This window comes from Stenotrophobium rhamnosiphilum, from assembly GCF_003052265.1.
GTDB classification, from domain to species: Bacteria; Pseudomonadota; Gammaproteobacteria; order Nevskiales; family Nevskiaceae; genus Stenotrophobium; species Stenotrophobium rhamnosiphilum.
This window is the reverse complement of the sequence record NZ_QANS01000001.1, coordinates 261,926-284,704: the sequence shown is the minus strand read 5'-3', so window position 1 is coordinate 284,704 and position 22,779 is coordinate 261,926. Positions and strand designations below refer to the sequence as shown.

The window sequence follows — 22,779 nt, the reverse complement described above, 5'->3', positions numbered from 1 at the left end:
GCGCCCCCTTACTCGTTATTCTATTTTGTATATATAAAAGTAACGATATATTCTTTTTAATAATGATCCGAAGTAGGCAAGATGCGCTCCATCAACAAGCAAAGGAGCGGGAAGATCATGTCGTACTCGAACAAGAAAAAGGGAATTTTCGCGGTGTCAGCCTTGACGCTCATTGCAGCGGCTGCCGCAGCACCAGCTTACGCCCAAGACAGCGGCGCGACTTCGGTTCAGGACTTGGACCAGCGCATCCGTATTCTTGAGCGCCAGCTCGAAATTCAGAAAGAAGATTCCGAAGCAAAAGCCAAAGAAGCCGCCGTTGTTACCGCTGGCGATAAAGGCTTTTCGATCAAAAGCGCCAAAGGCGATTACGAGTTGCAGTTCCGTGGCTTGTTTCAGGCAGATGCTCGCTTCTTCAACGGCGACAACCTCGGCGGCAATCCAGGCCGACTGAACGATCAGTTCCTGCTGCGTCGTGTTGAACCTACGATCTCAGGCAGCCTCGGCAAACTTGTCGGCTTCCAGATCACCCCTCAGTTCGGTGGCGATGCACCAGCTCTTCTGGATTTCTGGGGCGAACTGCGTTTTGACCCAGCTGCCAATGTTCGCGTCGGTCGCTTCAAACAGCCTGTCGGCTTAGAAAATCTGCAGTCCAGCCCAGCGCTCACCTTCATCGAACGCGCGCTGCCTACCAGCCTCGTGCCTAGCCGCGATAACGGTATTCAGTTGCATGGTCAGCTGTTCAGCCAGACGTTGAGCTACGCCATTGGCGTCTTCAATGGCGGCGCGGACGCTGGCGATGCTGCAACCCCAGACACCGACAACCGTCATGACATCGCTGCACGCGTCTTTGCCGAGCCGTTCAAGAACAGCCCAGGCATCTTGCAGAACTTGGGCGTCGGCATTGCTGCCACCACCGGCAACGCTTACGGCGCAGCGAACACCGTTGCTATCAAGAGCAACTACAAATCAGTCGCCCAGAACAGCTTCTTTGCTTATCGCGGCACCACCAATGCCAACGGCAAGCACACGCATTTGGCGCCACAGGCTTACTGGTACAACAACAACTACGGCATCCTCGCCGAGTACGTGATCTCTCGCCAAGAACTGAAGAATGGGCTCAACGAACGCAGCGTTTCGCACAAGGCCTATCAGGTTGCTGCCAACTACGTTCTCACCGGCGAAGACGCCAGCTTTAAAGGCGTAAAGCCGAAATCACCGTTCAAGATTGGTGGTGATGGTTGGGGCGCGTTTGAAATCGCTGCTCGTACCAGCGCTTTGACGCTCGACTCCGACACCTTCATCGCCGGCGGCGGCACCAGCTTCGCTGATCCAACCCTTGCAGCACGCAAAGCCACCGAATACGGCGTAGCAGCGAACTGGTATCTGACCACCAACGCAAAAATCGCCCTCAACTACGAAGCAACCCGCTTCGATGGTGGTGCAACCGCTCTTCAGGGCACAGATCGCCAGAATGAGCGCGCCATCATTGCTCGCGTCCAGCTGGCCTACTAAGTCACGGCTTAAACAGGAACATCATCATGAAATTTTCTAAAACCATCCTGGCAGCGCTGACCACCACAGCGCTGCTTCTCCCGGCCATCAGCAACGCTGCTAACGTGCAGTTGCTGAACGTCTCTTACGATCCAACTCGCGAGCTGTATCGCGATATCAACGCAAAGTTTGCTGAACAGTGGAAAGCCAAGACCGGCGACACCGTCACCATTCAGCAGTCGCATGGCGGTTCCGGTAAGCAGGCACGCGCCATCATCGACGGCCTCGAAGCCGACGTTGCAACGCTGGCTCTGGGTTATGACATCGACGCGCTTTACGACAAAGCCAAGCTGATCCCTAAGGATTGGCAGAAGCGCTTGCCGAATAACTCCTCGCCTTACACCTCGACGATTGTGTTGCTCGTACGCAAAGGCAATCCAAAAGGCATCAAGGATTGGAACGATCTGGCTCGTCCTGGCGTTAGCGTAATCACGCCTAACCCGAAGACCAGCGGCGGTGCGCGTTGGAACTATCTGGCGGCTTGGGCTTATGCGCAGAAGCAGAACGGTAACGACGAAACCAAGACCAAGGCATTTTTGAGCAAGCTGTTCAAGAACGTTCCAGTGCTCGACTCCGGTGCTCGCGGCGCAACGCAGACCTTTGTTCAGCGTGGCATTGGCGACGTACTGATCAGCTGGGAAAACGAAGCGTATCTAGCTCTGAACGAATTCGGCGCAGACAAGTTTGAAATCATCGCTCCTTCGATTTCGATCCTCGCTGAACCACCCGTCACCATCGTCGACAAGGTTGCAGACAAGCACGGAACGCGCAAAGTTGCGGATGCTTACCTGAAGTTCCTCTACACCGACGAAGGTCAGGAAATCATTGCGAAGAACTTCTACCGTCCAACCAACCCAGCTATTGCAGCGAAGTACGCTGGCAAGTTCCCCAAGCTGAACCTGGTGACGATTGCTGACTTCGGCGGCTGGAACAAAGCGCAGACCACGCACTTTGGTGAAGGCGGCGTGTTTGACCAGATTTACGGAGTTAAATAGTCATGAGCATCACCGCCATTAACACACGCAATCAGTTCCGCGGCAGCATCGTTGGCATCAACCGTGGCGAGATTGTTTCGGAAATTGAAATTGAAACTGCCGCAGGTATCGTCGGCGCCATCGTAACGTCCAGCTCCATCGACAGCCTGCGCCTCCGCGTTGGCGACGACGCCTTGGCCATTTTCAAGGCGACCGAAGTGTTGGTGGCGAAGCTCGGCTAATCAGCTGAACTAGCAACCAAAAGGAATAGCCCATGTGCCTCATCATCCACAAACCGCGCGGAACTGAAATACCCGCAGATCTGTTGGAAGCAGCCGTCTCGCTTAACCGCGATGGCTGGGGGCTCATGGGCTTTTCTCCTGATGGAGAGTTACTCGTAGAGCGTCACGCTAAAGTGGATCTGGACCAAATTCTGGCCACTGAACGCAAGCTTCGTGATTCCGAATACGTACTGCACTTACGTAAACGCACACGCGGCGCTGCAGATGTCGATAACGCACATCCATTCAAAGTCACCAATGGCATCTACATGATGCACAACGGCACCATTAAACTGGATGCACGTGTTGCAGGCATGTCGGACAGCTGGCACTTTGTTTCGGAGATTCTGCGGCCCCTCGCCCAGCGTCACACCGGTGTGTTGTTGGATAATGCCTTTCACCGCTTGTTGGAGATTGCACTGCGTCCAGAAAATAAGTTGGCGTTGTTGGACTATCCGGCACGTCGCATCATCTTGATCAATCAAGAGCATGGTGCAGAGTTGGATGGCTTATGGCTCAGCAGCACACGTTGGATTGATCGTCGCTTGTTGCCACTGGGCACCACCCCGCAGCCGCAAGAACGTAGTTACGAACCGTCTGAAGTCCGTTTCCTCTAATAAATTTTAAGGGCAGAATCAAAATGAAAAAAAACAAAGTACTGCTTACCTTGGCTGTTGCATTCGGCCTTGTGGCTGGCGCTGCACAAGCAGCAACACCTGAACTGCTCAACGCGTCGTACGACGTCGCGCGCAACTTCTACAAAGATTTCAATCCTGTTTTCATTGCAGACTGGAAGCAGAAAACCGGTCAAGACATTCGCATCAATCAGTCGCATGGCGGATCGACCAAACAAGCTCGCGCCGTCATTGATGGCCTAGAAGCTGATATTTACAGCTCCAACAATCCGCTCGACGTTAATGCGATCTCTGAAAAGGGACGCCTGCTGTCGGCAGACTGGGCAAAGAAATTCCCCAACAACAGCTCACCATCCTGGTCGACGATTCTGTTCGTTGTTCGCAAGGGCAACCCTAAGGGCATAAAGGACTGGGGCGATCTGGCCCGTTCAGGCGTTTCAGTCGTCGTACCTAACCCTAAGACTTCCGGCAACGGTCGCTACAGCTACCTCGCAGCATGGGAATGGGCCAAGCGTAAGAATGGTGGCGACGAGAAAGCAGCACGTACATTTGTGACCAGCCTGTTTAAGAACGTTCCAGTGCTGGACACGGGTGGCCGCGGCGCCACCACCACCTTCGCTCAGCGTGACATCGGCGATGTACTGCTGACGTTCGAAAACGAAGTGCGCCTGATTAAGGACGAACTCGGCCCAGACAAGTTTGACGTCGTCATCCCTTCGCTGACGGTTCGCGCCGACAACCCGATTGCTATCGTCGACAAGGTTGCGTCCAAGAAAGGCACTACCAAGATCGCGCAGGCCTATATCAACTTCCATTACTCGGATAAGGGTCAGGAAATCTTTGCCAACAACGATATTCGCCCCATCAACCCAGCAATTCTGAAAAAATACGCGTCTCGCTTCCCAGAGCTCAACGTATTTGATGTTGACCAAGCATTTGGCAGCTGGAACAAGGCACAATCAACCCACTTCGCCGATGGCGGAACGTTCGATCAGATTTTCCAAGGCAAATAGTTTTTCCAAGGCAAAAAATTAAATGAGCACAGCATCAAAACCGGGGCGACGTAAGTCGCCCCGTTCTGCTATTCCGGGGTTTGGAATTAATTTAGGGTTTACCCTGACTTATCTGTCCCTGATTGTTCTAATCCCGCTTGCAGGCGTCTTCATTAAGAGCGCAGGCCTCGGCTGGGATGGCATCTGGCATGTCGTCAGCTCGCCCCGCGTGCTGGCCGCACTCCAGTTGAGTTTTGGTGCTGCGTTGATTGCCGCACTCATCAACGCAGTTTTTGGCCCGCTGGTCGCATGGGTATTCGTGCGTTATCAGTTCCCGGGCAAGCGCTTCTTTGATGCCGTGATCGATCTGCCATTCGCACTGCCAACCGCAGTTGCTGGTATCGCGCTCACGTCGCTGTATTCGCCGAATGGCTGGATCGGCCAGTTCCTCGAACCTCTGGGCATCAAGGTGGCATTCACGCCGATCGGCGTGATCATCGCCATGACCTTTATCGGTCTGCCATTCGTGGTGCGCACCGTACAGCCTGTACTCGAAGAAGCTGAAAAGGAACTGGAAGAAGCCGCTGCCACCTTGGGCGCTAATCGCTGGCAAACCATCTCTCAGGTTATTTTGCCGACGGTGTTTCCCGCACTCCTCACCGGTTTTGCACTAGCGTTTGCACGCGCAGTTGGTGAATACGGTTCAATTATTTTCATCGCTGGCAATCTGCCAATGGTTTCGGAAATTGCACCGCTGCTGATCATCATCAAGCTGGAAGAATTCGACTACGCTGGCGCCACCGCCATCGCAGCAACCATGCTGACTATTTCCTTCGTCTTGCTGCTGCTGATCAATAGCTTGCAAGCCTGGAGTCGCAACCGGGGTGGCCGCAAATGAGTAATCCAGCAACCGACTATTCACTTCAGGATCCACCGAAGATCCCTTTTGAGCCGCTGATCGAACGCAACTCTTCAATCAGTGAGCCCACGTGGGTGCGCTGGTCACTGATCTTTGTCGCAATCCTTTTCCTCGCACTGTTCCTGCTGCTGCCTTTGATCAGCGTGTTCACCGAAGCACTGCGCAATGGCTTGGGCCCTTACTTTGCTGCGATTGTTGAGCCCGATGCACTGTCATCAATCAAGCTCACATTGATCGCCGCCGCCATTGCAGTACCGCTAAACCTTGCACTTGGTGTCAGCGCTGCGTGGTGCATCACCAAGTTCGAGTTCCGCGGCAAGAGTCTGTTGATCTCTCTGATCGACCTGCCCTTCTCAGTCTCGCCGGTCGTCGCAGGTTTGATCTATGTACTGATCTTTGGTCGACAGGGTTATCTCGGTCCGTGGGTGATGGATCACGACATCAAGATTCTGTTCGCAGTGCCAGGCATTGTGCTGGCGACGATCTTCGTCACCTTCCCGTTCATTGCCCGCGAATTGATTCCGCTGATGCAGGAACAAGGCACCGACAGCGAACAAGCTGCACTGTCGCTCGGCGCCAACGGTTGGCAAACCTTCTGGCATGTGACCTTGCCTAACATCAAATGGGGCCTGCTCTACGGCGTGCTGCTTTGCAACGCACGTGCGATGGGTGAGTTCGGCGCCGTCAGCGTCGTCTCCGGTCACATCCGCGGTGAAACCAACACCATGCCGCTACAGATCGAAATTCTTTACAACGAATATTCGTTCTCCGCTGCCTTTGCTGTTGCCTCGCTACTCGCTGGCCTTGCGCTCGTTACCCTCGGCGTTAAGAGCTTTCTCGAGTGGCGTTATGGCGATGAGTTGGCCGCTGGCCGTAAACATTAATTCATGAACGGCGTCGCCAAAGGCGACGGCGTTGAATAGTTAAAAATTTAAAGAGTTAATAGAAGAACATGGACATTCAGATCCGCGACATCTACAAAGGCTTCGGCAGCTTTCCTGCGCTGCGTGGCGCCAACCTTGATATTCGCTCCGGCGAATTGATTGCACTGCTCGGCCCATCAGGCTCCGGCAAAACAACTTTGCTGCGCACGATTGCTGGCTTGGAATTTCCAGACGCCGGACAAATTCTGTTTGGGGGCGTCGATACCGCGCCGCTGCCCGTTAGCGAACGTCGTGTCGGTTTCGTATTCCAACACTACGCACTGTTCAAACACATGACTGTGTTGGACAACATCACCTTCGGTCTGCGTGTACGTAAAAGCAAAAATCGTCCGGACAAAGATGCCATCCGTAAACGTGCACTAGAACTTCTCGACCTCGTGCAACTCTCAGGTCTCGAAAAACGCTATCCCGCACAGCTCTCTGGCGGTCAGCGTCAGCGCGTCGCACTCGCACGCGCACTCGCCATTGAGCCCAGCGTATTGCTGTTAGACGAACCCTTCGGCGCACTCGATGCCAAGGTGCGTAAAGATCTGCGCCGCTGGTTGCGCGAGCTGCACGACAAGACTGGTGTCACCACCATCTTCGTCACGCACGATCAGGAAGAAGCCTTGGAATTGGCCGACCGCGTTGTTGTGATGAATCGCGGCAGCATCGAACAGGTTGGCTCTACTTCCGATGTTTACGAGCGCCCAGCAACGCCATTCGTGTTCGACTTCCTCGGCAGCGTTAACGTATTCCCCGGCACCGTTAAGGATCGCAAGCTCAGCATCGACGGCGCCAACGTCACGCTGGATACCGACAACGATCACGCTGCAGGTGCTGTCGATATCTATGTTCGTCCACACGATCTACGCGTTGTTGAAGAAGGCAGCTCCGGCTTTGATGTAACGATCAAAACTGTGCAGCGTACCGGCGCCATCGTGCGTCTGATTACGCAGCTCAAGCACAACAAAGAGATCGTCGAAGTTGAGCTAGCGCACCTCGATCCACAAGCCATCAATCGCAAGGTTGGCGAAAGCATTCGTCTGCAGCCTGCAATTTATGGCTTGTTCCCACGCGCATCGCATGACTCAGTGCGCACACTGCCAGACGTTGATCCATTGGCCGTACCAGAGCATCGCGAACGCGGACGTCTTGGCTAAAAAGCCTTGATTGCAGCATTCATTAAAAAGCCGGGCATTGCCCGGCTTTTTAATTTATGAACAGGATGTTCTGTATGTGGGTGAGCGCATGGATGCGCAGGAACCCACAACAGCGCTATTTTTGCAACGGCGAAACTGGCACCGGCACCAGCAGCTGCAACAAAACGCGTGCACTGATCGCACAAGTACAAATGACGGCCGCCATCGGAATCGCCGTGCCATTGAAGAGATGCCCGACGACGGAGCCGGAGATAGCCGCAATTCCAAACTGCAAAGTACCGAGCAACGCCGCCGCCATGCCTGCGCGATCACCAAAAGGCGCCATTGCACCTGCGGTGGAATTTGGGAATGAAAAACCCAAGCAGCTCATGCCACAGAAAAGTGGAATCATGATGCCAAGCAGCCCACCAAAACCTGTCAATGCATTAATCAGCAGCAGCACGCCGAAGCCAGCGTTAGCCATCAGCGCAATGCGCAACACATGTTCTGAACGATAACGTTGCAGTACGAATGAATTGACCTGCGCAGCGGCAATCAAGCCCAAGGCATTCGAACCAAACAGCCAGCCAAAGTGCGCTGGTGATACGCCGTAAACATTGATGAAGACGAACGATGAAGCCGAGATGTAGGCGAACATACCGGCCTGAGCAACCGCACCCGACAGGGCATAACCCATGAAACGGCGATGCTGTAGCAAGCGCGTATACCCGGCGAGAACATTGCTAAGACGCAAAGATTCACTGCGGCCGCGACTAGTTTCAGGCAAAGCATAAATTCCTGCAAAGCAAAGTAGGCTGTAACCCGTCATCGCAAGAAAAATGGCTTGCCAGCCAAACAGCAAAAAGATTTGCCCGCCAACCAGCGGCGCGAGAATGGGAGCCACGCCCATGATCAGCACCAACGTTGAAAGCACTCGCGCCATCTCTTGTGGCGGAAACAGATCGCGCACCATCGCACGCGTAATCACCATACCTGCACAACCACCGAGCGCTTGCAGGAATCGCAGCATGACGAGGCTGTACATGCTGGGTGCATACGCGCATGCAAGCGACACCAGACTGTAAAGCGCCAAACCAAATAGCAGTGGTTTTTTGCGCCCGAAACGATCTGACACCGGGCCATAGATCAGCTGGCCGATGGCCAAGCCAATAAAGTACAGAGAGAGTGTGAGCTGCGTTGATTCCGTATCAGCGCCGAAGTGCGCCTGCAATGCAGGCAGGCTTGGCAGATACATATCAATCGACAGCGGGCCAATGGCCATCACCGCTGCGGCGGTAAAAACAAAACGGCGCAGGTTAACCTGCGCCGTTGTTGGCGCAACCTCTACATCTTTTGGTGCGCCGTTAGGATTCACTGATTGCGCCTTAAACTTCAGGTCTCATTTGTGGGAACAACAGCACATCGCGAATCGACGGCGAGTCCGTGAGGAACATCACCAGACGATCAATGCCGATGCCTGCGCCTGCAGTTGGTGGCAAGCCGTATTCAAGCGCGCGGATGTAATCAGCGTCGAAGAACATCGCTTCATCATCGCCGCCCTCTTTCGCAGTGACCTGCGACTTAAAGCGTGCGGCCTGATCATCCGGATCGTTCAACTCGGAGAAACCATTGGCGACTTCACGACCACCGACGAAGAACTCGAAACGATCCGTCACGTCTGGATCTGTGTCGCTACGACGTGCAAGCGGTGAAACTTCGGTCGGATATTCGGTGATGAAGGTCGGATCAAGCAGATTCGCTTCAACCGTCTTCTCGAAGATTTCGGTGAGCAACTTGCCGCTGCCGTAGCTGGGCTTGACGTCACAACGCAGGCTCTTCGCGAACTCGGCGAGATATTCACGCTCGTTGATACGCGAGGCATCAATCGTCGGATTGAACTGCTTAACTGCATCACGCATCGACCAGCGATTGAACGGCTTCTCCAGATCGTATTCGCGGCCTTGATACGTCAGCTGCGCAGAACCATTCACCGCCAGCGCGAGATCGCGAAGCATGTTTTCGATCAAGTCCATCAGCTCGCGATAATCTGCGTAGGCTTGATAAAACTCGAGCATGGTGAATTCAGGATTGTGGCGCGTGCTCAAGCCCTCATTGCGGAAGTTGCGATTGATCTCATAGACCTTTTCGAAACCACCCACAACGAGACGCTTCAAATACAACTCAGGCGCAATGCGCAGATACAGATCGCGATCCAGTGCGTTGTGATGCGTGATGAACGGCTTGGCCGTCGCGCCGCCAGGAATCTGCTGCATCATCGGCGTTTCAACTTCTGAGTAGCCGAGGCTATCGAGGAAGTTGCGGATGAAGCGCACCGACTGGCCGCGCTTTTCAAAAACTTTCTTTACTTCTGGATTCACAATCAAATCCAGATAGCGCTGGCGATAGCGCACTTCGGTGTCGGTGAGACCTGCCCACTTTTCTGGCAACGGGCGAATGCCCTTGGTCAACAGCTCCAAAGCGGTGACGCGAATCGACAATTCGCCAGTTTTGGTTTTCATGATGGTGCCGGTGGCACCAAAAATATCGCCAACATCGCTGCTCTTGAATTGCGCATACAGCTCTTCGCCAAGCGCAGCTTGCTGAACAAAAATCTGAATGCGGCCTGACATGTCTTGCAGCGTGCCGAAGCTCGCCTTGCCCATCACGCGCTTGGCCATCAAACGACCAGCGACGCGGAACGTGTCGGTGACGCCTTCCAGTTCTTCAGCCGTGTGGCTGCTGTAAACACCTTGCAAATGATCAGCCAAAGTGTCGCGGCGGAAAGTGTTGGGATAGGCGTTACCAGCGGCGCGCAGTTTTTCCAACTTCTCGCGACGCGTCGCAATGATGTGGTTCTCGTCCTGCGGCTGCTGTGGCTGTTCTTGTTCGCTCATATCACTTTATTCCGGCATGTTGCGCACTCGCATCTGCGAGCGAGCTAATTAGAGTCCCTGCTTAAGGCTGGCTTCGATAAACGGATCGAGATGGCCGTTGAGTACTTTCGTGGTGTCGGCAATTTCAACGCCGGTGCGCAGATCTTTGATGCGTGATTGATCGAGCACGTAGCTGCGAATCTGGTGGCCCCATTCGATGTCCGCTTTGGAGTCTTCCAGCTTCTGCTTTTCTGCCGAACGCTTTTCCATTTCGCGCTCGTACAACTTGGCCTTCAACATTTTCATCGCGCGATCACGGTTCGCGTGCTGCGAGCGCTGCGTTTGGCAGGCCACAACGATACCGCTGGGAACGTGCGTGATACGAATAGCCGATTCAGTCTTATTAACGTGCTGACCACCCGCGCCGGATGAGCGATAGGTAACGGCGGTGAGATCTGCCGGATTGATATCAATCTCAAAGCTGTCATCAATTTCTGGTGCGACAAACACACCAGCAAAAGAAGTGTGGCGACGATTGCCTGAATCGAATGGTGACTTGCGCACCAGACGGTGCACGCCAATTTCCGTGCGCAGCCAACCGAAGGCATACGGTCCTTCGACAAAGACGGTGGCGGATTTGATGCCCGCAACTTCACCCGCCGAGACTTCCATCAACTCGGTCTTGAAGCCCTTGCCGTTGGCCCACTGCAGATACATGCGCAGAATCATTTCTGCCCAGTCCTGAGCCTCTGTACCGCCGGAGCCAGACTGCACATCGAGATAAGCGTTGGCTCGATCCATTTCGCCGGAGAACATGCGGCGGAATTCCATATCGTCAGCGAGTTGGATCAGCGCGGTGATATCACGCGCAATTTCAGCGATGGTGCCGCTGTCGTTTTCGGCTTCAGCCAATTCGAGCAAGTCGGTGGCATCGTTCAAACCAGCATTGGCTTTGTCGATAGGACGAATCACGTCCTCAAGTTTTGCGCGTTCGCGGCCGGTTTCTTGAGCTTTTTTATTATCTGCCCAAAAATCGCCCTGCTCCATCTCGGCGATTACTTCGGCGAGGCGGTCGCGTTTGACATCGTAGTCAAAGATAGCCCCGGAGCGCGTCGAAACGCACTCGCAGGGCTGTGATCTCACTTTTGATCTGATTCGGTTCCATGGAACTGGGCACTTTTAAGGGCGCGAAGTATAACGGATGAGTGCCAACCCAAATCACGTTATGTGCGGTAGCGGGTTGTATCCGTCCCGCCCGCATGTTAAAAAATCACCGGATTTCCGGCAGACGCATCTACATGCGGCTGCTATAGTCATTTGAATCGCTTTTTACTGTCGGAACCGCTCAGGGGAGAATTATGAAATACCGTTCCGGTCTGCTGGCCGCGTTACTCAGCATTGCTATCGCTGTACCCGTTTTTGCTCAAGATGAAGCAGCACCTGTCGATGCTGCTGCGACTGAAGCACCTGCTGCTGATGCCCCACCGGCTGACGCTGCTCCTGCTGATGCCGCTGCAACTGATGCTGCGCCTGCTGAAGCCGCACCTGCCGACGCAGCTGCGACTGACGCTGCCCCTGCTGAAGCTGCTCCTACCGATGCAGCTGCAACTGAAGCCGCTCCTACTGATGCAGCCGCTGTTGAAGCTGCACCTGTTGATGCTGCGCCTGCCGATGCAGCCGCTGCTGAAGCCGCACCTGCAGACGCTGCAGCTCTGACCGACGCATCTGCTGCTCCTGCCGAAGAAGTTGCTGCTCCTGCTGAAGAAACCGCTTCCAGCGAATCGTCCGATTCCGGCAGCAGCGCAGGCGGTTCGGCCATCAAAGGCCACCCGTTCTACGTTTCGCCAATGTTCTCCTACACGCTTAGCGACGGCGATGCCGCTGTTAAAAACGGTCTGGGCGGCGTGATCTCTGTTGGTAAGCGTCTGACCGATGGCCTCAACCTCGAACTGAATGCTTTCTACAGCACGATGAAGGGCGACAGCAAAGCTAAGGCCGGCGGCTTTAGCGGCGACGCCAAGCTCAAGGGCTTCGGTCTTACGGCATTGTTGTTCCCACTGTCGAGCTTCCCTAACGCTTTCGGTATCGTCAGCGTTGACTACGCCACCGGCTCTAACGCTCCTTACGGTCAGCCACTGTTCTCGGCTAACCCAACCAGCGTCAGTTCATTGGACTACCGCAGCACCGTGTTTGATCTCGGCGTGGGTTACCTCTGGCCGATCACCGAACGCATCCTGCTCCGTACGGAAGCTCGCTACCGCATGAACTCGCACGGTCGCGAATTCCTCGGCATTCACAGCGGCGAACAGAGCGCTTTCTATGAAGGCGTGTTCAACGTCGGTGTACTGATCCCATTGGGCGCCAAGGCTGCTGCGGCTCCTGTTGCTACCGAAGCCCCAGTTGAAGTTGTGGCTGCTGCCGCTGGCGAAGCTGACAGCGACGGTGACGGCGTTGTCGACAGCCTGGACAAGTGCCCAGACACCCCAGCTGGCACCAAGGTCAACGCAGAAGGTTGCGCGCTTGATACCGATGGCGACGGCGTACCTGATGACATTGACGAGTGCCCGAACACCCCAGCTGGCGCGAAAGTGCTCGCTAATGGTTGCGCACTGAAGGGCGACTGCCGCACGCCGAAGGCTGGCGAAGCCATCGACGAAAACGGTTGCGCTGTGAACAAGGCGTTCATCCTCAAGGGTGTGAACTTCGAGTTCGATTCCGACCGTCTGACTGCAGATGCCAAGGAAATCCTCAATGGCGTAGCTGAGACCCTCAAGTCTTACGCTGACCTGAAGATTGAAGTGGCCGGTCACACCGACGACGTCGGCACCGAAGCCTACAACCTCGGCCTCTCTGAGCGCCGCGCTAACTCGGTCAAGACCTACCTCTCCAGCCGCGGCACAGACGTTTCCCGTCTGACCCCAGTTGGCTACGGCAAGACCAAGCCACTGGTTGACGGCACCACTGACGAAGACCGCGCGAAGAACCGTCGCGTTGAGTTGAACGTCAAAGAGTAAAAGCTACTGAAGTAAAAAAGCCCCGCCAGAGCAATCTCGCGGGGCTTTTCTTTGGGCGTTTGTAAATCCTGAATGAACCGGCAGAGGGGGCAAGCCACGTCTTTTGGTCGATGTGTTAGTTCGCCGCCTTGCGGCGTGGCTACTGCCTGCGCTTATTGAATGGGCGTGTTTCGCGCTGCGGCGCGAGTTACTTTTCTTTGCTGGTGCAAAGAAAAGTAACCCAAAGAAAGCACCTTTAGAAGCAAAGCCACTTTTGCTGTTCTATAGCGGACAGTCAGCTCGATGGCGCACTCCATCTCTAGGCATGTAAAAAGTGATAACGGCACTTTTTTCTCGCCTTGGAAACAGCAGTTAGAAATCGTTTTTGCGTTAAAAGCTGAAAGACACAAGTGGCTTTGCTTTTAGAAACGTTTTCTTTGGTGACTTTCTTTGACGTTAATCAAAGAAAGTTACCCGCGCTTCAGCGCGGAATAAGAAACCTCAATCAGCGCAAGCCGCGTTACGCCGCAAGGCGACGCACAGACACATCCATACCGCCGCCTGCACACCGTACCGTGCATAACGAAAACGGCCACCTCTCGGTGGCCATTTTCTTTACAACATACGTTCTGAACTAGAAGCGCTTAGGCCCACTCGGCTTGCTGTACTTACGCGGCACTGGTGCCGAAGTCGCTTGCTCGCCCGCCTTGGTGATCTTGAGCTGCTGACCGCACACCCAAACCTTCTGCAAACCACGGAAGGTTTCTTTCGGCATGCCTTCTGGCAAATCGATCAAGCTGTGATCTTCAAAGATTTCGATGCGACCAATGAACTCGCTGTCGATTTCGGCTTCGTTCGCAATCGCGCCAACGATGTTGCCGGGCTTCACGGCGTGAACATGGCCCACTTCAATGCGGTAGGTCTCCATGCCCTCTTCCGACGCACCGCGCGGACGAGATGCTGGACGCTCAGTGCTGCGTTCCGGACGGTCAGCAGCAGTAGTACGCTCTGGACGTTCGGTGCGCACAGGACGCTCAGTACGTTCAAATCTTTCTGCCGGAGCTGGGCGCTCGCTACGTTCTGCACGTGGTGCCACTTCAATCGTTGCACGTGGTGAATCACGGAAATCACGCGCTTCGCGAACAGGTGGCGTGCGACGGTCAGGCGTCGGGCGACGCTCTGAACGCTCGGAGCGATCCGAAGCAAACATATTTTCACGATGCGACGAACGCTCTGGGCCAGCAACGGCCGCAGCACGGCGTTCAATCGGGCCTTCTGCAAGCAACAGCGGCTTGTCGCCCTGCGCCATTTGCGCGAGTGCGGCTGCAATCTCGATCATCGGCACATTGTTTTCATGCTCGTACTGCTCAACTGCAGCACGCAGCGTATCGAGGCCACCAGCAGCAATCGTTTCGCTGATTTTCTGTTTGAAACGCACGATGCGCAGATCGTTCACCGCGCTGACGCTCGGCAACTGCATCAGCGTTACTGGCTGACGCGTCGCGCGTTCAATCGTTGCAAGCAGGTGACGCTCGCGCGAAGCAACAAACAGAATCGCTTCACCGCTACGCCCTGCACGACCGGTACGGCCGATACGGTGAACGTAGGATTCGGTGTCGGTTGGAATATCAAAGTTCACAACATGGCTGATGCGTTCCACGTCGAGGCCGCGAGCAGCAACGTCAGTAGCGACGATGATGTCGAGCTGGCCGCTCTTCAAACGATTAACCGTGCGCTCGCGCTGAGCCTGCACGATGTCGCCGTTAAGCGCGGCACAGGAATAGCCCCGTGCTTCCAGCTTCTCGGCCAGTTCAGTCGTTGCAGACTTGGTGCGCGCGAAGATGATCATGCCTTCGAAGGGTTCAGCTTCGAGGATGCGGGTCAGAGAGTTGAGCTTGTGCTCCATGCCGCTAGCCATCAGATAACGCTGACGGATGTTGGTGGCGGTGGCGGTTTTGCTCTTGATCGTGATTTCGACTGGATCGTGCAGATAGGTCTGCGCGATGCGGCGAATCACTGAAGGCATCGTCGCGGAGAACAGCGCAACCTGACGTTCTTTAGGCGTCTGCTGCAGGATGAACTCGACGTCGTCGATAAAGCCCATGCGCAGCATTTCGTCAGCTTCGTCCAGCACCAGGCAGGACAGATTGCTGAGGTTCAGCGTGCCGCGCTTCATGTGATCCATCACGCGGCCGGGGGTACCGACCACTACATGCACGCCGCGCTTCAGCGCTTTGAGCTGTGGCTCGTAGGACTGGCCGCCATAAATCGGCAGCACATGGAAACCCTTGATATGAGTGGCGTACTTCTGGAACGCCTCGGCAACCTGAATAGCCAGTTCGCGCGTTGGTGCCAGCACCAGCGCCTGCGGGCCAGCCTTGCCGATATTGATATTCGAGAGGATCGGCAGCGCAAAAGCAGCGGTTTTGCCGGTACCGGTCTGGGCCTGACCCAGCACGTCTTTGCCTTCCAAAAGATGAGGAATGGTCGCAGCCTGAATCGGCGAAGGCGACTCATAACCGACGTCATCCAGCGCCTTTTGAACGGGTTCGCTCAGGGCCAGGTCGCGGAAACCGGGACTAACAGACGTGGTTTCGGAGGGATCGGCAGACATGAGGGCACCAGGATGAGCAATACGCGGGGCTCTATTATCAGGCCAAAAGCCTCACGAAGCGAACCGAAAATGCGCTTTCCCGTCGCTAAATGCCCTCTTTCACGTTCTTAAAAACCTCTAAAACGCGCAAATCTATTCATAAGTTATACCGCCAAGGACGGCGCGGAAGCCCCATGTTCGCGGTTTAAAAGCACCCGCCCGAGCGTCTCGCGGCCAAAAACCGGGGTATATGCGCCCTGATCCCAAGCCAACTTGCCGTTAATCAGGGTTCGGGTCACGACCCCCCGCGGCCGGTTGACCAGTTGGTGGTGCGCAAAGCCTTCGCGATAGACATATTCGACGCAGGCTTCCGGCTCGTAAGCCTGCAAAGCCACCGGGTCGACCTGCACCAAATCAGCGCGTGCGCCAATCCGGATCTCGCCAGCATCGATCCCAAAGAACTGGGCCGGTTCCTTGGTCAGGCGATGCACCGCCTGAGCCACTTTCTGAATTCCATCTTCCTGCGCAAATTTGAGCGTGCGCAGATTGCCGTCATAAAACGCCATATTGGTCAGATGCGCGCCGCTGTCGTTAAAGCCAGGGAGTAGCAACGGGTTGAACAACAGCTGTTTCGTAATGGCGGCATTACGGTTGGCCGTCACCGTCCACCAGCGCAGATCGGTATCGAACGTGCGCAGCAGATGAAGGAAGAAATCGCAGTCATCAACATCGCGCACAAAACTCGCAAAGGTTTGCTTCTCGATCTCGCTACGCGCGCCCTGCGCACTGCGCTGCCAAGACAGCAGGCGCTCGTGAATGGCGGCCATCGTTTCGCCCTTCCACTCCGGCACGGGGCAACTTTCGATGGTCATGTCACGCAGATCGCGCGTTAGCACGTTGTCTGACAAACCCAACCATTGTTTAAGACGCGCAATGCCAAAGCCGCGCTTGCCGTGTTGCCACATGGCGCGGAATTCTGCGGCGTAGCCGGGAGACGTCATGATCGCGAGACGTCCCGTGCGATCTTCCAGATCACATTCGTTAAGACGACGCAGCACCGGAATCTCTTCAGCAATCGGCGTGATCACGCCATCGCTCCAAATCTTGAACGGCGCAGACAGCGCTTGCAGACGGAAGTGGCCGCGAATGAATTTTGAATTGAGCAGACGCGACATCATCAAGCCAAGCTTTAGCAGCGAACGGTTGGTCGTGATATCAATCGCCGCCACTGCAGTGACTTTCAGCGTGCGTCCGTAGAAGCGCCCTGAGGTCAGTAAAAAGTTGCGGAACACTGCGAGCTTGTCGTCCTTCGGCGGTGTGGCCTGCCAAACGCGGCCCCAGTTACGTACGATTTGCGTCAGGCGCTTGAGCTCGAAAAAAGGCGCGAACTGCGTCGGGATTTGTTTGTGTGTATTCGGACGATTCGCCAGATAGTGAAACGGCAGCGCGTCTGTTGAGAAACCGACATAGCCTTCACGCATGCCCTTTTCGACGAGCTGCTCCATCTTTTGCATCTCAGCTTCTGTCGGCTCGCGCGACACTGATTCATTGAGCCCCATAACTTCGATACGCAGCATCGAGTGCGGAATCATCGGCACGATATTTGGGCCGAGCGGAATCTTGCTGAAGTGATCGAGATAATCCTTGGAGTTATTCCACGTCACCGTATCTGCAACTTTACGCAGTACTGGCTTGGGCACATTCTCCACGCGAGCGAAGCAATCAACGATTGGGTCAGCGCCATCTTTGCGCTGCGCGCCGTAAGCAATCCCGAGCGAGCAGTTGGCAACAACGGCTGTCGTTGTGCCGTGACGCACGGCTTCCGGCAAGCCCGGTTCCAACTCCACTTCCAAATCAAAATGCGTGTGGATATCGAGCAAGCCGGGCATCAGCCATTGGCCAGCGGCGTCGATGACCTGGCTGACATTTTCTGCAGATAGGTTTGGGTTCAACGCAACAATGTTGCCGTCACGTATAGCAACGTCTTGCAGTTGCGGTAGGCCACCGCTGCCGTCGAACACCAAAGCATTCTTGATCAGTGTGTCCCACATCGTATTTTTACCGTCCATGGCGGACTCCCCTTTTGACCTGATCTTACGTCGGCATCAACTCGACCCAAGATGGGAAAAATGGCTCTGCCAATCTGAAAGTGCTGTCAGCCTAGGCGTACAAATGAAAACGCCCGCTCATGGCGGGCGTTTTCATGTTGAACGCGCGTGTAGCGCGTCAATCAAACTCAGGTGTGGCTCAACCACTCTGGATACGTACCGCTCTCGCCCTTAACGAGCTTGAGGTAGGCCGTCTGCAGCTTTTCAGTGATAGAACCGCGGCCACCATTACCAATCGTGCGATTGTCGACTTCGCGCACAGGCGTTACTTCAGCGGCGGTGCCGGTGAAGAACACTTCGTCTGCGATGTAAACCTCGTCACGCGTGATGCGGCGTTCCACAACTGGAATGCCGAAGTCAGCAGCGAGCTGGATGATCGTGCGACGCGTGATGCCGTCGAGACAGGCGTTGAGATCTGGCGTGCTGATTTTGCCGTCGCTCACCACGAAGATATTTTCCGCACTGCCTTCAGCAACGTTGCCGTTGGTGTCGAGCGTGATCGCTTCGTCGTAACCATCGCGCAGCACTTCGTTGAGTGCCAGCATCGAATTGATGTACTGACCGTTTGCCTTCGCGCGATGCATATTGGAGTTTGCGAAGCCGCGCGTGAACGAGCTGGTCTTCACGCGGATGCCGCGTTCCATATTGTCAGCACCGAGGTACGAGCCCCAGGTCCAAGCTGCAACGATCAAATGCGTCTTGAGATTGTCAGCGCGCAGACCCATGCCTTCAGCTCCGTAGAACACCATCGGGCGAAGGTAAGCGGATTCGAGCTTGTTGGCGCGCAGCACTTCAAGCTGAGCTTCGCTGATCTGCTCCGGCGTAAACGGCATGTTCATACCGAGAATCTTGGCCGAGTTAAACAGGCGCTTGGTGTGATCCTGCAGACGGAAAATCGCGGTGCCTTGTGGCGTTTTATACGCGCGTACGCCTTCGAAGCAACCGACGCCGTAATGCAGCGAATAAGTGAGGACATGGGTCGTGCACTCGCGCCAAGGCTTGAGTTCACCGTCATACCAAATAAAGCCGTCACGGTCGGCAAAGCTGGTCATCGCAAAAATCCTGTTGAAACAAGAAAGAACCGCAAAGCGCGGCTGGAAGCGATTATTATAAGGGCTAACCGCGGGACGAAAACTCTAATTTGGCTCACGGTTGGTCTTGAAACACTCTTTTGACCTTATAGAGTGCCTTTCTGAATGCTCCACTACCGCGCTAATCCATGAACACGACTAAACAAATTATCTGCGTTAAGTGGGGAACGATGTATGGCCCGGAATACGTCAACCGTTTGTATGCGATGGTTCGGCGCCACACGACTGGCCCCATCCGCCTAATTTGCCTCACCGATAATCACGAAGGCCTGCGACCCGAGGTTGAGTCCTTTGATCTGCCGGAACTGGGCTGTGAACATCCTCAGCGCACTCACGGCAAATGGAAGAAGGTTGTTCTGTGGGGGCGCGAATTGCACGGCTTGACCGGCACCGCATTGTTTGTGGACCTCGACTCTGTGATCGTCGACTCGCTCGACCCCTATTTCAGCTACGGCTCGCCGGACGATGTTCTGCTCGCACGTAACTGGGCCAAGCCTTTTCAGCGGCTGGGCCAAACCTCCGTCTTTCGCTTCCCGATCGGGAAGAACCCGCACATTCTGGACAACTTCCGCGCCGACCCACAGGGCACAGCCGATCGTTTCCATTACGAGCAGCACTACATCACCTCATCGGTCACCGGCGGAATCAAACTCTGGCCGGAAGCATGGACGCGGCATTTCCGCCTACATTGCATGCTGCCTTTTCCATTCCGCTATTTCTTCCAGGCCCGCTTGCCGAGAGGCTCACGCATCGTCACCTTCCCGGGCGGCCCGAATCCTAGCGACGTGATGCTCGGCCGTTGGGTGCCGGAAGCGCCTGCGCATGAATCACGCTGGGACCATATCCGTGGTGCATTCAAGCCGGGCATGACGCTAAAAGCACGCTGGAGACACTTCACGCGCTATGTCATACCCCCACAGTGGATTGCCGATAACTGGCGCGAGTAGTTCAGTGCTGGCATCACGCACAAAAAGGATTTCCAAGTCATGACGTCGTCCGCCCACGAGTCGCGCCAATTCGTCTGCATGAAATGGGGCACCAAGTACCCCGCCAACGACGTTAACCGTCTCTATCAAGCGGTGCGCGCAAGCACGCCCGGTGATATTCGTTTTTATTGCCTCACTGACGACGCCAATGGCATCGACACCGGCATTACCGTTCTGCCGATTCCAGACTTGCCACTGAGCATGGGCGGTGCAGAACGTGGCTGGCGCAAGCTGGCACTGTTCAATCCCCAGCTCACTGCCATTCAGGGACCGACACTGTTCCTGGATCTCGACATGATTATCGTCGGCTCGCTGGCACCGTTCTTTGAAGTCGGCCAAGACTTCAGTGTCATCAAAGATTACAAACGCATCCGTTACCGCAATCGTTATACCGGCAACACTTCGGTATTCCTTTATATCGGCGGCCAGGATTACGGCATGTATCCGCGCTTGCAGGAACTCGGCCCTGCAGTGGCAACGATGTATCGCAATGAACAGGAATTTCTTTCCGATACCATGCGACTGATCGGCAAGCTGCGCTACTGGCCTCGCAGCTGGTGCCCTAGCTACAAGTACGACTGCATTCCTTCTTTCCCGATGTCGCTGTGGCAAACGCCGCAGATGCCTGCTGATGCCAAAGTCTTGGTGTTCCACGGGCATCCGAAACCAGAAGAAGCCGCTATCGGCGCAGGTAACAAGTGGTATCGCCCTACACGCGCGGCACCTTGGCTTTCGCGTTATCTATAAACGCGAGAAGTTTTTTCTAGGCAGCAGCTCTTTCGAAAAGCCAGTTCAACTTTGTGATTCTGGCGCGGCGGTAACCCGCGCCTTCCATGATTCGCAAAATGTCCGCGCCGGTTTCAGGTTTGAATTCGGTGACTAGGGCTCTGGGCCAAAGCGATGCGGGGGCATGGCTGAAAAAATGTCCAAGAGCCCGCACTTCATGACCTTCGATATCAATTTTTAGCGCGTCAATACGATCAACATTGCGCGTTGCAAAAAGATTGGCCAGCGTATCAACCGGGACGGTAATGGTTTGCCCGATCGCGGATGCCTGATCCACCAAAGCATTTTGGCCGCGCTGGTCTTCGCATAATTGCAGCACGGCCTCGCCCTGCGTATCGCTCAGTGCCACTGGGCACACTTCGATATTGTGAATGCCATTGGTCGACAGATTGAATGCAAGACGGCGACGCATTTCCGGATCAGGCTCTACGGCAATGATGCGGATGTTCTCGCCAAATTGGCTGCACATAAACCAACTATAAGCACCCGCATTTGCGCCGACATCGACAAAGACAGCTTCGGGTCCGAGATATGAGGCTAACCACACCAACTCCTCAGGGTCAAAAATTTCTGGCGTGAACAACATCTTGGTCTCAGAAATATTGCCCCGCGGCAGCAAGCGCAGGCGCAGTCCCCAAACCAGAACATCCAAGGGATGGCGCGTGTTGTGCTTGATCGGGCTGCGTAGCCACAGCGAAAGCCGGTAGGAAAATCGCAGGCGCGGATTAAGGCAACGGCACAAGTTGATCAGTAAATTCCGCCAACCGCGCGGCGAAAAATAACCCCAAGGCTGCTCAATATCGAACCGCGGAACCGGCTTATGCATCTTGAAAATGACCCAAGCGATTCGTCGGCATGACGCGGGGCGCGCTAACTTCGGAGCGTTTACGCAGCGACAGATCACGGTAGAACTGCGTCATATCGCCAGAGACCGCATCCAGATAGTGCGCTGAAACATCGGCCGGTGTTGCGGGTTCGATTCGACGTTCCCATGAAAGGCGCAAAGCCTGCTTCAAGGCATCAATGTTTTCTACCGGCACGAGCACGCCGGGATATTCCGCAAGAATTTCCTTGGGCCCATCCGCATCGCTGGCAATCACCGGCACGCCGGCATCCAGCGCTTCCAGAATGACTCGCCCCATCGGCTCGGTGCGCGAAGGACAAACGAAGAGATCAAAGGCCTGATAGTAGTCCTTGACCTCGGAACGAAAGCCGAGGAATTGCACCGCAGGTCCAGCAAGACGCTGCAGCTTTTTGCGTTCACTGCCCTCGCCAATCAACGTCAGGCGAGTGTTCGGCAGTTCTGCCTTAGTGAAAGCGCGCAGCAGAATGTCCCAACCCTTGCTGCGTCCCAAGCGACCAACGCCACCAATTAAAAAAGTATCCGGCCCGGCGCCCATTTCCTGCCGCAGTGCATTGCGGCGCGCCGCATCAATCTGCGGATGAGGAACCAGCGAGTTCCGAATCATGCGCGCATCGCCCGCATAGTCCTGCGGAATGGTTTTCAGCTGCCACGGCGAAATACAAATCAAGCCGTCCATCTGCAAAAATTGCGGCCCGTTTATTCCCAGATGCAGCATCGAGACTTTGACGGCATTCGTTTTGCAACGTGAGAGCAGACGCGTAGACCGGCGCAAATGTGCATGAACCACATCGGCCTGAAATGCGTCCAGCGCAACTTGTAGAAAATGCTTGGCGAATAATCGAGTCGGGATTTCGACCACGCGCACACGAGCATCCAAATAATCAACAATGCTTGCACCGGTGCTTTCCTGACGATGCTGCTTACGCAGCACCAATAGCACATCATGCTCTTGGCATTGCGCATTGCAGGACTCGGCGGTAGACCGTTCCGAACCGGCAAACCCGGACGACAAAATAACGTGAGCTATCCGCATTTTATTTAGCAGGCTGCAAGGATAAATTCTTGCG

At 55.1% G+C, this 22,779-nt stretch carries 19 protein-coding genes; 11 read left to right on the top strand and 8 right to left on the bottom strand.

All coding sequences use genetic code 11. From position 1 onward, the window contains the following. The first annotated feature begins 117 nt into the window (after nt 1–117). From CJD38_RS01360 to CJD38_RS01325, 8 genes are all read left to right on the top strand, one after another. Nucleotides 118–1,512, top strand: a complete 1,395-nt coding sequence (locus CJD38_RS01360) for an OprO/OprP family phosphate-selective porin (RefSeq protein WP_161554124.1) — start codon at nt 118–120, stop codon at nt 1,510–1,512. Between the two features lie 26 nt (nt 1,513–1,538). Next, a complete protein-coding gene (locus CJD38_RS01355) occupies nt 1,539–2,546 on the top strand; it encodes a sulfate ABC transporter substrate-binding protein (protein ID WP_107938499.1) in 1,008 nt (335 codons plus the stop codon). 2 nt (nt 2,547–2,548) lie between these two features. After that, nucleotides 2,549–2,767, top strand: a complete 219-nt coding sequence (locus CJD38_RS01350) for a TOBE domain-containing protein (RefSeq protein WP_107938498.1) — start codon at nt 2,549–2,551, stop codon at nt 2,765–2,767. 32 nt (nt 2,768–2,799) lie between these two features. Continuing rightward, complete coding sequence (locus CJD38_RS01345; RefSeq protein WP_107938497.1) at nt 2,800–3,423, top strand: class II glutamine amidotransferase; 624 nt, start codon at nt 2,800–2,802, stop codon at nt 3,421–3,423. A gap of 23 nt (nt 3,424–3,446) precedes the next feature. After that, nucleotides 3,447–4,454: a sulfate ABC transporter substrate-binding protein gene (locus CJD38_RS01340; RefSeq protein WP_107938496.1), complete on the top strand. Its 1,008-nt coding sequence runs from the start codon at nt 3,447–3,449 to the stop codon at nt 4,452–4,454. A gap of 22 nt (nt 4,455–4,476) precedes the next feature. Continuing rightward, nucleotides 4,477–5,331 (top strand): sulfate ABC transporter permease subunit CysT, encoded by an 855-nt coding sequence (gene cysT, locus CJD38_RS01335; RefSeq protein ID WP_107938495.1) that lies wholly within the window; start codon nt 4,477–4,479, stop codon nt 5,329–5,331. Continuing rightward, a complete protein-coding gene (gene cysW / locus CJD38_RS01330) occupies nt 5,328–6,236 on the top strand; it encodes a sulfate ABC transporter permease subunit CysW (protein WP_107938494.1) in 909 nt (302 codons plus the stop codon). The genes cysT and cysW overlap by 4 nt, the downstream gene beginning before the upstream one ends. A gap of 68 nt (nt 6,237–6,304) precedes the next feature. Beyond that, complete coding sequence (locus tag CJD38_RS01325) at nt 6,305–7,438, top strand: sulfate/molybdate ABC transporter ATP-binding protein (RefSeq protein WP_107938493.1); 1,134 nt, start codon at nt 6,305–6,307, stop codon at nt 7,436–7,438. 115 nt (nt 7,439–7,553) lie between these two features. Here CJD38_RS01325 and CJD38_RS01320 read toward each other — a convergent pair whose 3' ends face one another. From CJD38_RS01320 to prfB, 3 genes are all read right to left on the bottom strand, one after another. Further along, the gene (locus tag CJD38_RS01320; protein WP_206362843.1) at nt 7,554–8,792 is read right to left on the bottom strand and encodes a Bcr/CflA family multidrug efflux MFS transporter; all 1,239 of its coding nucleotides are present in this window, start codon (nt 8,790–8,792) and stop codon (nt 7,554–7,556) included. Between the two features lie 10 nt (nt 8,793–8,802). Continuing rightward, nucleotides 8,803–10,311 (bottom strand): lysine--tRNA ligase, encoded by a 1,509-nt coding sequence (gene lysS, locus CJD38_RS01315; protein ID WP_107938492.1) that lies wholly within the window; start codon nt 10,309–10,311, stop codon nt 8,803–8,805. Between the two features lie 48 nt (nt 10,312–10,359). Continuing rightward, a protein-coding gene (gene prfB, locus CJD38_RS01310; protein WP_107938491.1) for a peptide chain release factor 2 occupies nt 10,360–11,455 on the bottom strand; the annotation gives its coding sequence in 2 pieces (ribosomal slippage) (nt 10,360–11,382 and nt 11,384–11,455; 1,095 coding nt in all). Between the two features lie 193 nt (nt 11,456–11,648). Here prfB and CJD38_RS01300 point away from each other — a divergent pair. Continuing rightward, entirely contained in the window at nt 11,649–13,304 is a 1,656-nt protein-coding gene (locus CJD38_RS01300; RefSeq protein ID WP_161554123.1) for an OmpA family protein, read from the top strand. Between the two features lie 613 nt (nt 13,305–13,917). Here CJD38_RS01300 and CJD38_RS01295 read toward each other — a convergent pair. The 3 genes from CJD38_RS01295 to CJD38_RS01285 all read right to left on the bottom strand — a co-directional run bounded on the left by CJD38_RS01295 (nt 13,918) and on the right by CJD38_RS01285 (nt 19,036). Further along, nucleotides 13,918–15,897, bottom strand: coding sequence for a DEAD/DEAH box helicase (locus CJD38_RS01295; RefSeq protein ID WP_107938489.1), 1,980 nt, complete (start codon nt 15,895–15,897; stop codon nt 13,918–13,920). 143 nt (nt 15,898–16,040) lie between these two features. Further along, nucleotides 16,041–17,945 (bottom strand): N-acyl-D-amino-acid deacylase family protein, encoded by a 1,905-nt coding sequence (locus CJD38_RS01290; protein WP_206362842.1) that lies wholly within the window; start codon nt 17,943–17,945, stop codon nt 16,041–16,043. Between the two features lie 167 nt (nt 17,946–18,112). After that, nucleotides 18,113–19,036, bottom strand: coding sequence for a branched-chain amino acid transaminase (locus CJD38_RS01285; RefSeq protein ID WP_107938488.1), 924 nt, complete (start codon nt 19,034–19,036; stop codon nt 18,113–18,115). A gap of 167 nt (nt 19,037–19,203) precedes the next feature. Here CJD38_RS01285 and CJD38_RS01280 point away from each other — a divergent pair, with 167 nt between their 5' ends. Together CJD38_RS01280 and CJD38_RS01275 are read left to right on the top strand one after the other, a co-directional pair. Next, nucleotides 19,204–20,022, top strand: coding sequence for a glycosyl transferase (locus tag CJD38_RS01280; protein ID WP_107938487.1), 819 nt, complete (start codon nt 19,204–19,206; stop codon nt 20,020–20,022). A gap of 39 nt (nt 20,023–20,061) precedes the next feature. Then, nucleotides 20,062–20,808, top strand: coding sequence for a glycosyltransferase (locus CJD38_RS01275; protein ID WP_146165891.1), 747 nt, complete (start codon nt 20,062–20,064; stop codon nt 20,806–20,808). A 16-nt stretch (nt 20,809–20,824) separates the two neighbouring features. On the opposite strand, the gene CJD38_RS01270 is transcribed toward CJD38_RS01275, so the two are convergent. Together CJD38_RS01270 and CJD38_RS01265 are read right to left on the bottom strand one after the other, a co-directional pair. Further along, nucleotides 20,825–21,673 (bottom strand): FkbM family methyltransferase, encoded by an 849-nt coding sequence (locus CJD38_RS01270; protein ID WP_107938485.1) that lies wholly within the window; start codon nt 21,671–21,673, stop codon nt 20,825–20,827. Continuing rightward, complete coding sequence (locus CJD38_RS01265; protein WP_107938484.1) at nt 21,666–22,745, bottom strand: glycosyltransferase; 1,080 nt, start codon at nt 22,743–22,745, stop codon at nt 21,666–21,668. Before CJD38_RS01265 ends, CJD38_RS01270 begins: the two co-directional genes overlap by 8 nt. Nucleotides 22,746–22,779: the final 34 nt, after the last annotated feature.

Bases quoted from the DNA above. Each gene is read 5' to 3' on its own strand.
- CJD38_RS01360 (WP_161554124.1), top strand. From the start codon at position 118: ATGTCGTACTCGAACAAGAAAAAGGGAATTTTCGCGGTGTCAGCCTTG.
- CJD38_RS01355 (WP_107938499.1), top strand. From the start codon at position 1,539: ATGAAATTTTCTAAAACCATCCTGGCAGCGCTGACCACCACAGCGCTG.
- CJD38_RS01350 (WP_107938498.1), top strand. From the start codon at position 2,549: ATGAGCATCACCGCCATTAACACACGCAATCAGTTCCGCGGCAGCATC.
- CJD38_RS01345 (WP_107938497.1), top strand. From the start codon at position 2,800: ATGTGCCTCATCATCCACAAACCGCGCGGAACTGAAATACCCGCAGAT.
- CJD38_RS01340 (WP_107938496.1), top strand. From the start codon at position 3,447: ATGAAAAAAAACAAAGTACTGCTTACCTTGGCTGTTGCATTCGGCCTT.
- cysT (WP_107938495.1), top strand. From the start codon at position 4,477: ATGAGCACAGCATCAAAACCGGGGCGACGTAAGTCGCCCCGTTCTGCT.
- cysW (WP_107938494.1), top strand. From the start codon at position 5,328: ATGAGTAATCCAGCAACCGACTATTCACTTCAGGATCCACCGAAGATC.
- CJD38_RS01325 (WP_107938493.1), top strand. From the start codon at position 6,305: ATGGACATTCAGATCCGCGACATCTACAAAGGCTTCGGCAGCTTTCCT.
- lysS (WP_107938492.1), bottom strand. From the start codon at position 10,311: ATGAGCGAACAAGAACAGCCACAGCAGCCGCAGGACGAGAACCACATC.
- CJD38_RS01300 (WP_161554123.1), top strand. From the start codon at position 11,649: ATGAAATACCGTTCCGGTCTGCTGGCCGCGTTACTCAGCATTGCTATC.
- CJD38_RS01295 (WP_107938489.1), bottom strand. From the start codon at position 15,897: ATGTCTGCCGATCCCTCCGAAACCACGTCTGTTAGTCCCGGTTTCCGC.
- CJD38_RS01290 (WP_206362842.1), bottom strand. From the start codon at position 17,945: ATGGACGGTAAAAATACGATGTGGGACACACTGATCAAGAATGCTTTG.
- CJD38_RS01285 (WP_107938488.1), bottom strand. From the start codon at position 19,036: ATGACCAGCTTTGCCGACCGTGACGGCTTTATTTGGTATGACGGTGAA.
- CJD38_RS01280 (WP_107938487.1), top strand. From the start codon at position 19,204: ATGAACACGACTAAACAAATTATCTGCGTTAAGTGGGGAACGATGTAT.
- CJD38_RS01275 (WP_146165891.1), top strand. From the start codon at position 20,062: ATGACGTCGTCCGCCCACGAGTCGCGCCAATTCGTCTGCATGAAATGG.
- CJD38_RS01270 (WP_107938485.1), bottom strand. From the start codon at position 21,673: ATGCATAAGCCGGTTCCGCGGTTCGATATTGAGCAGCCTTGGGGTTAT.
- CJD38_RS01265 (WP_107938484.1), bottom strand. From the start codon at position 22,745: ATGCGGATAGCTCACGTTATTTTGTCGTCCGGGTTTGCCGGTTCGGAA.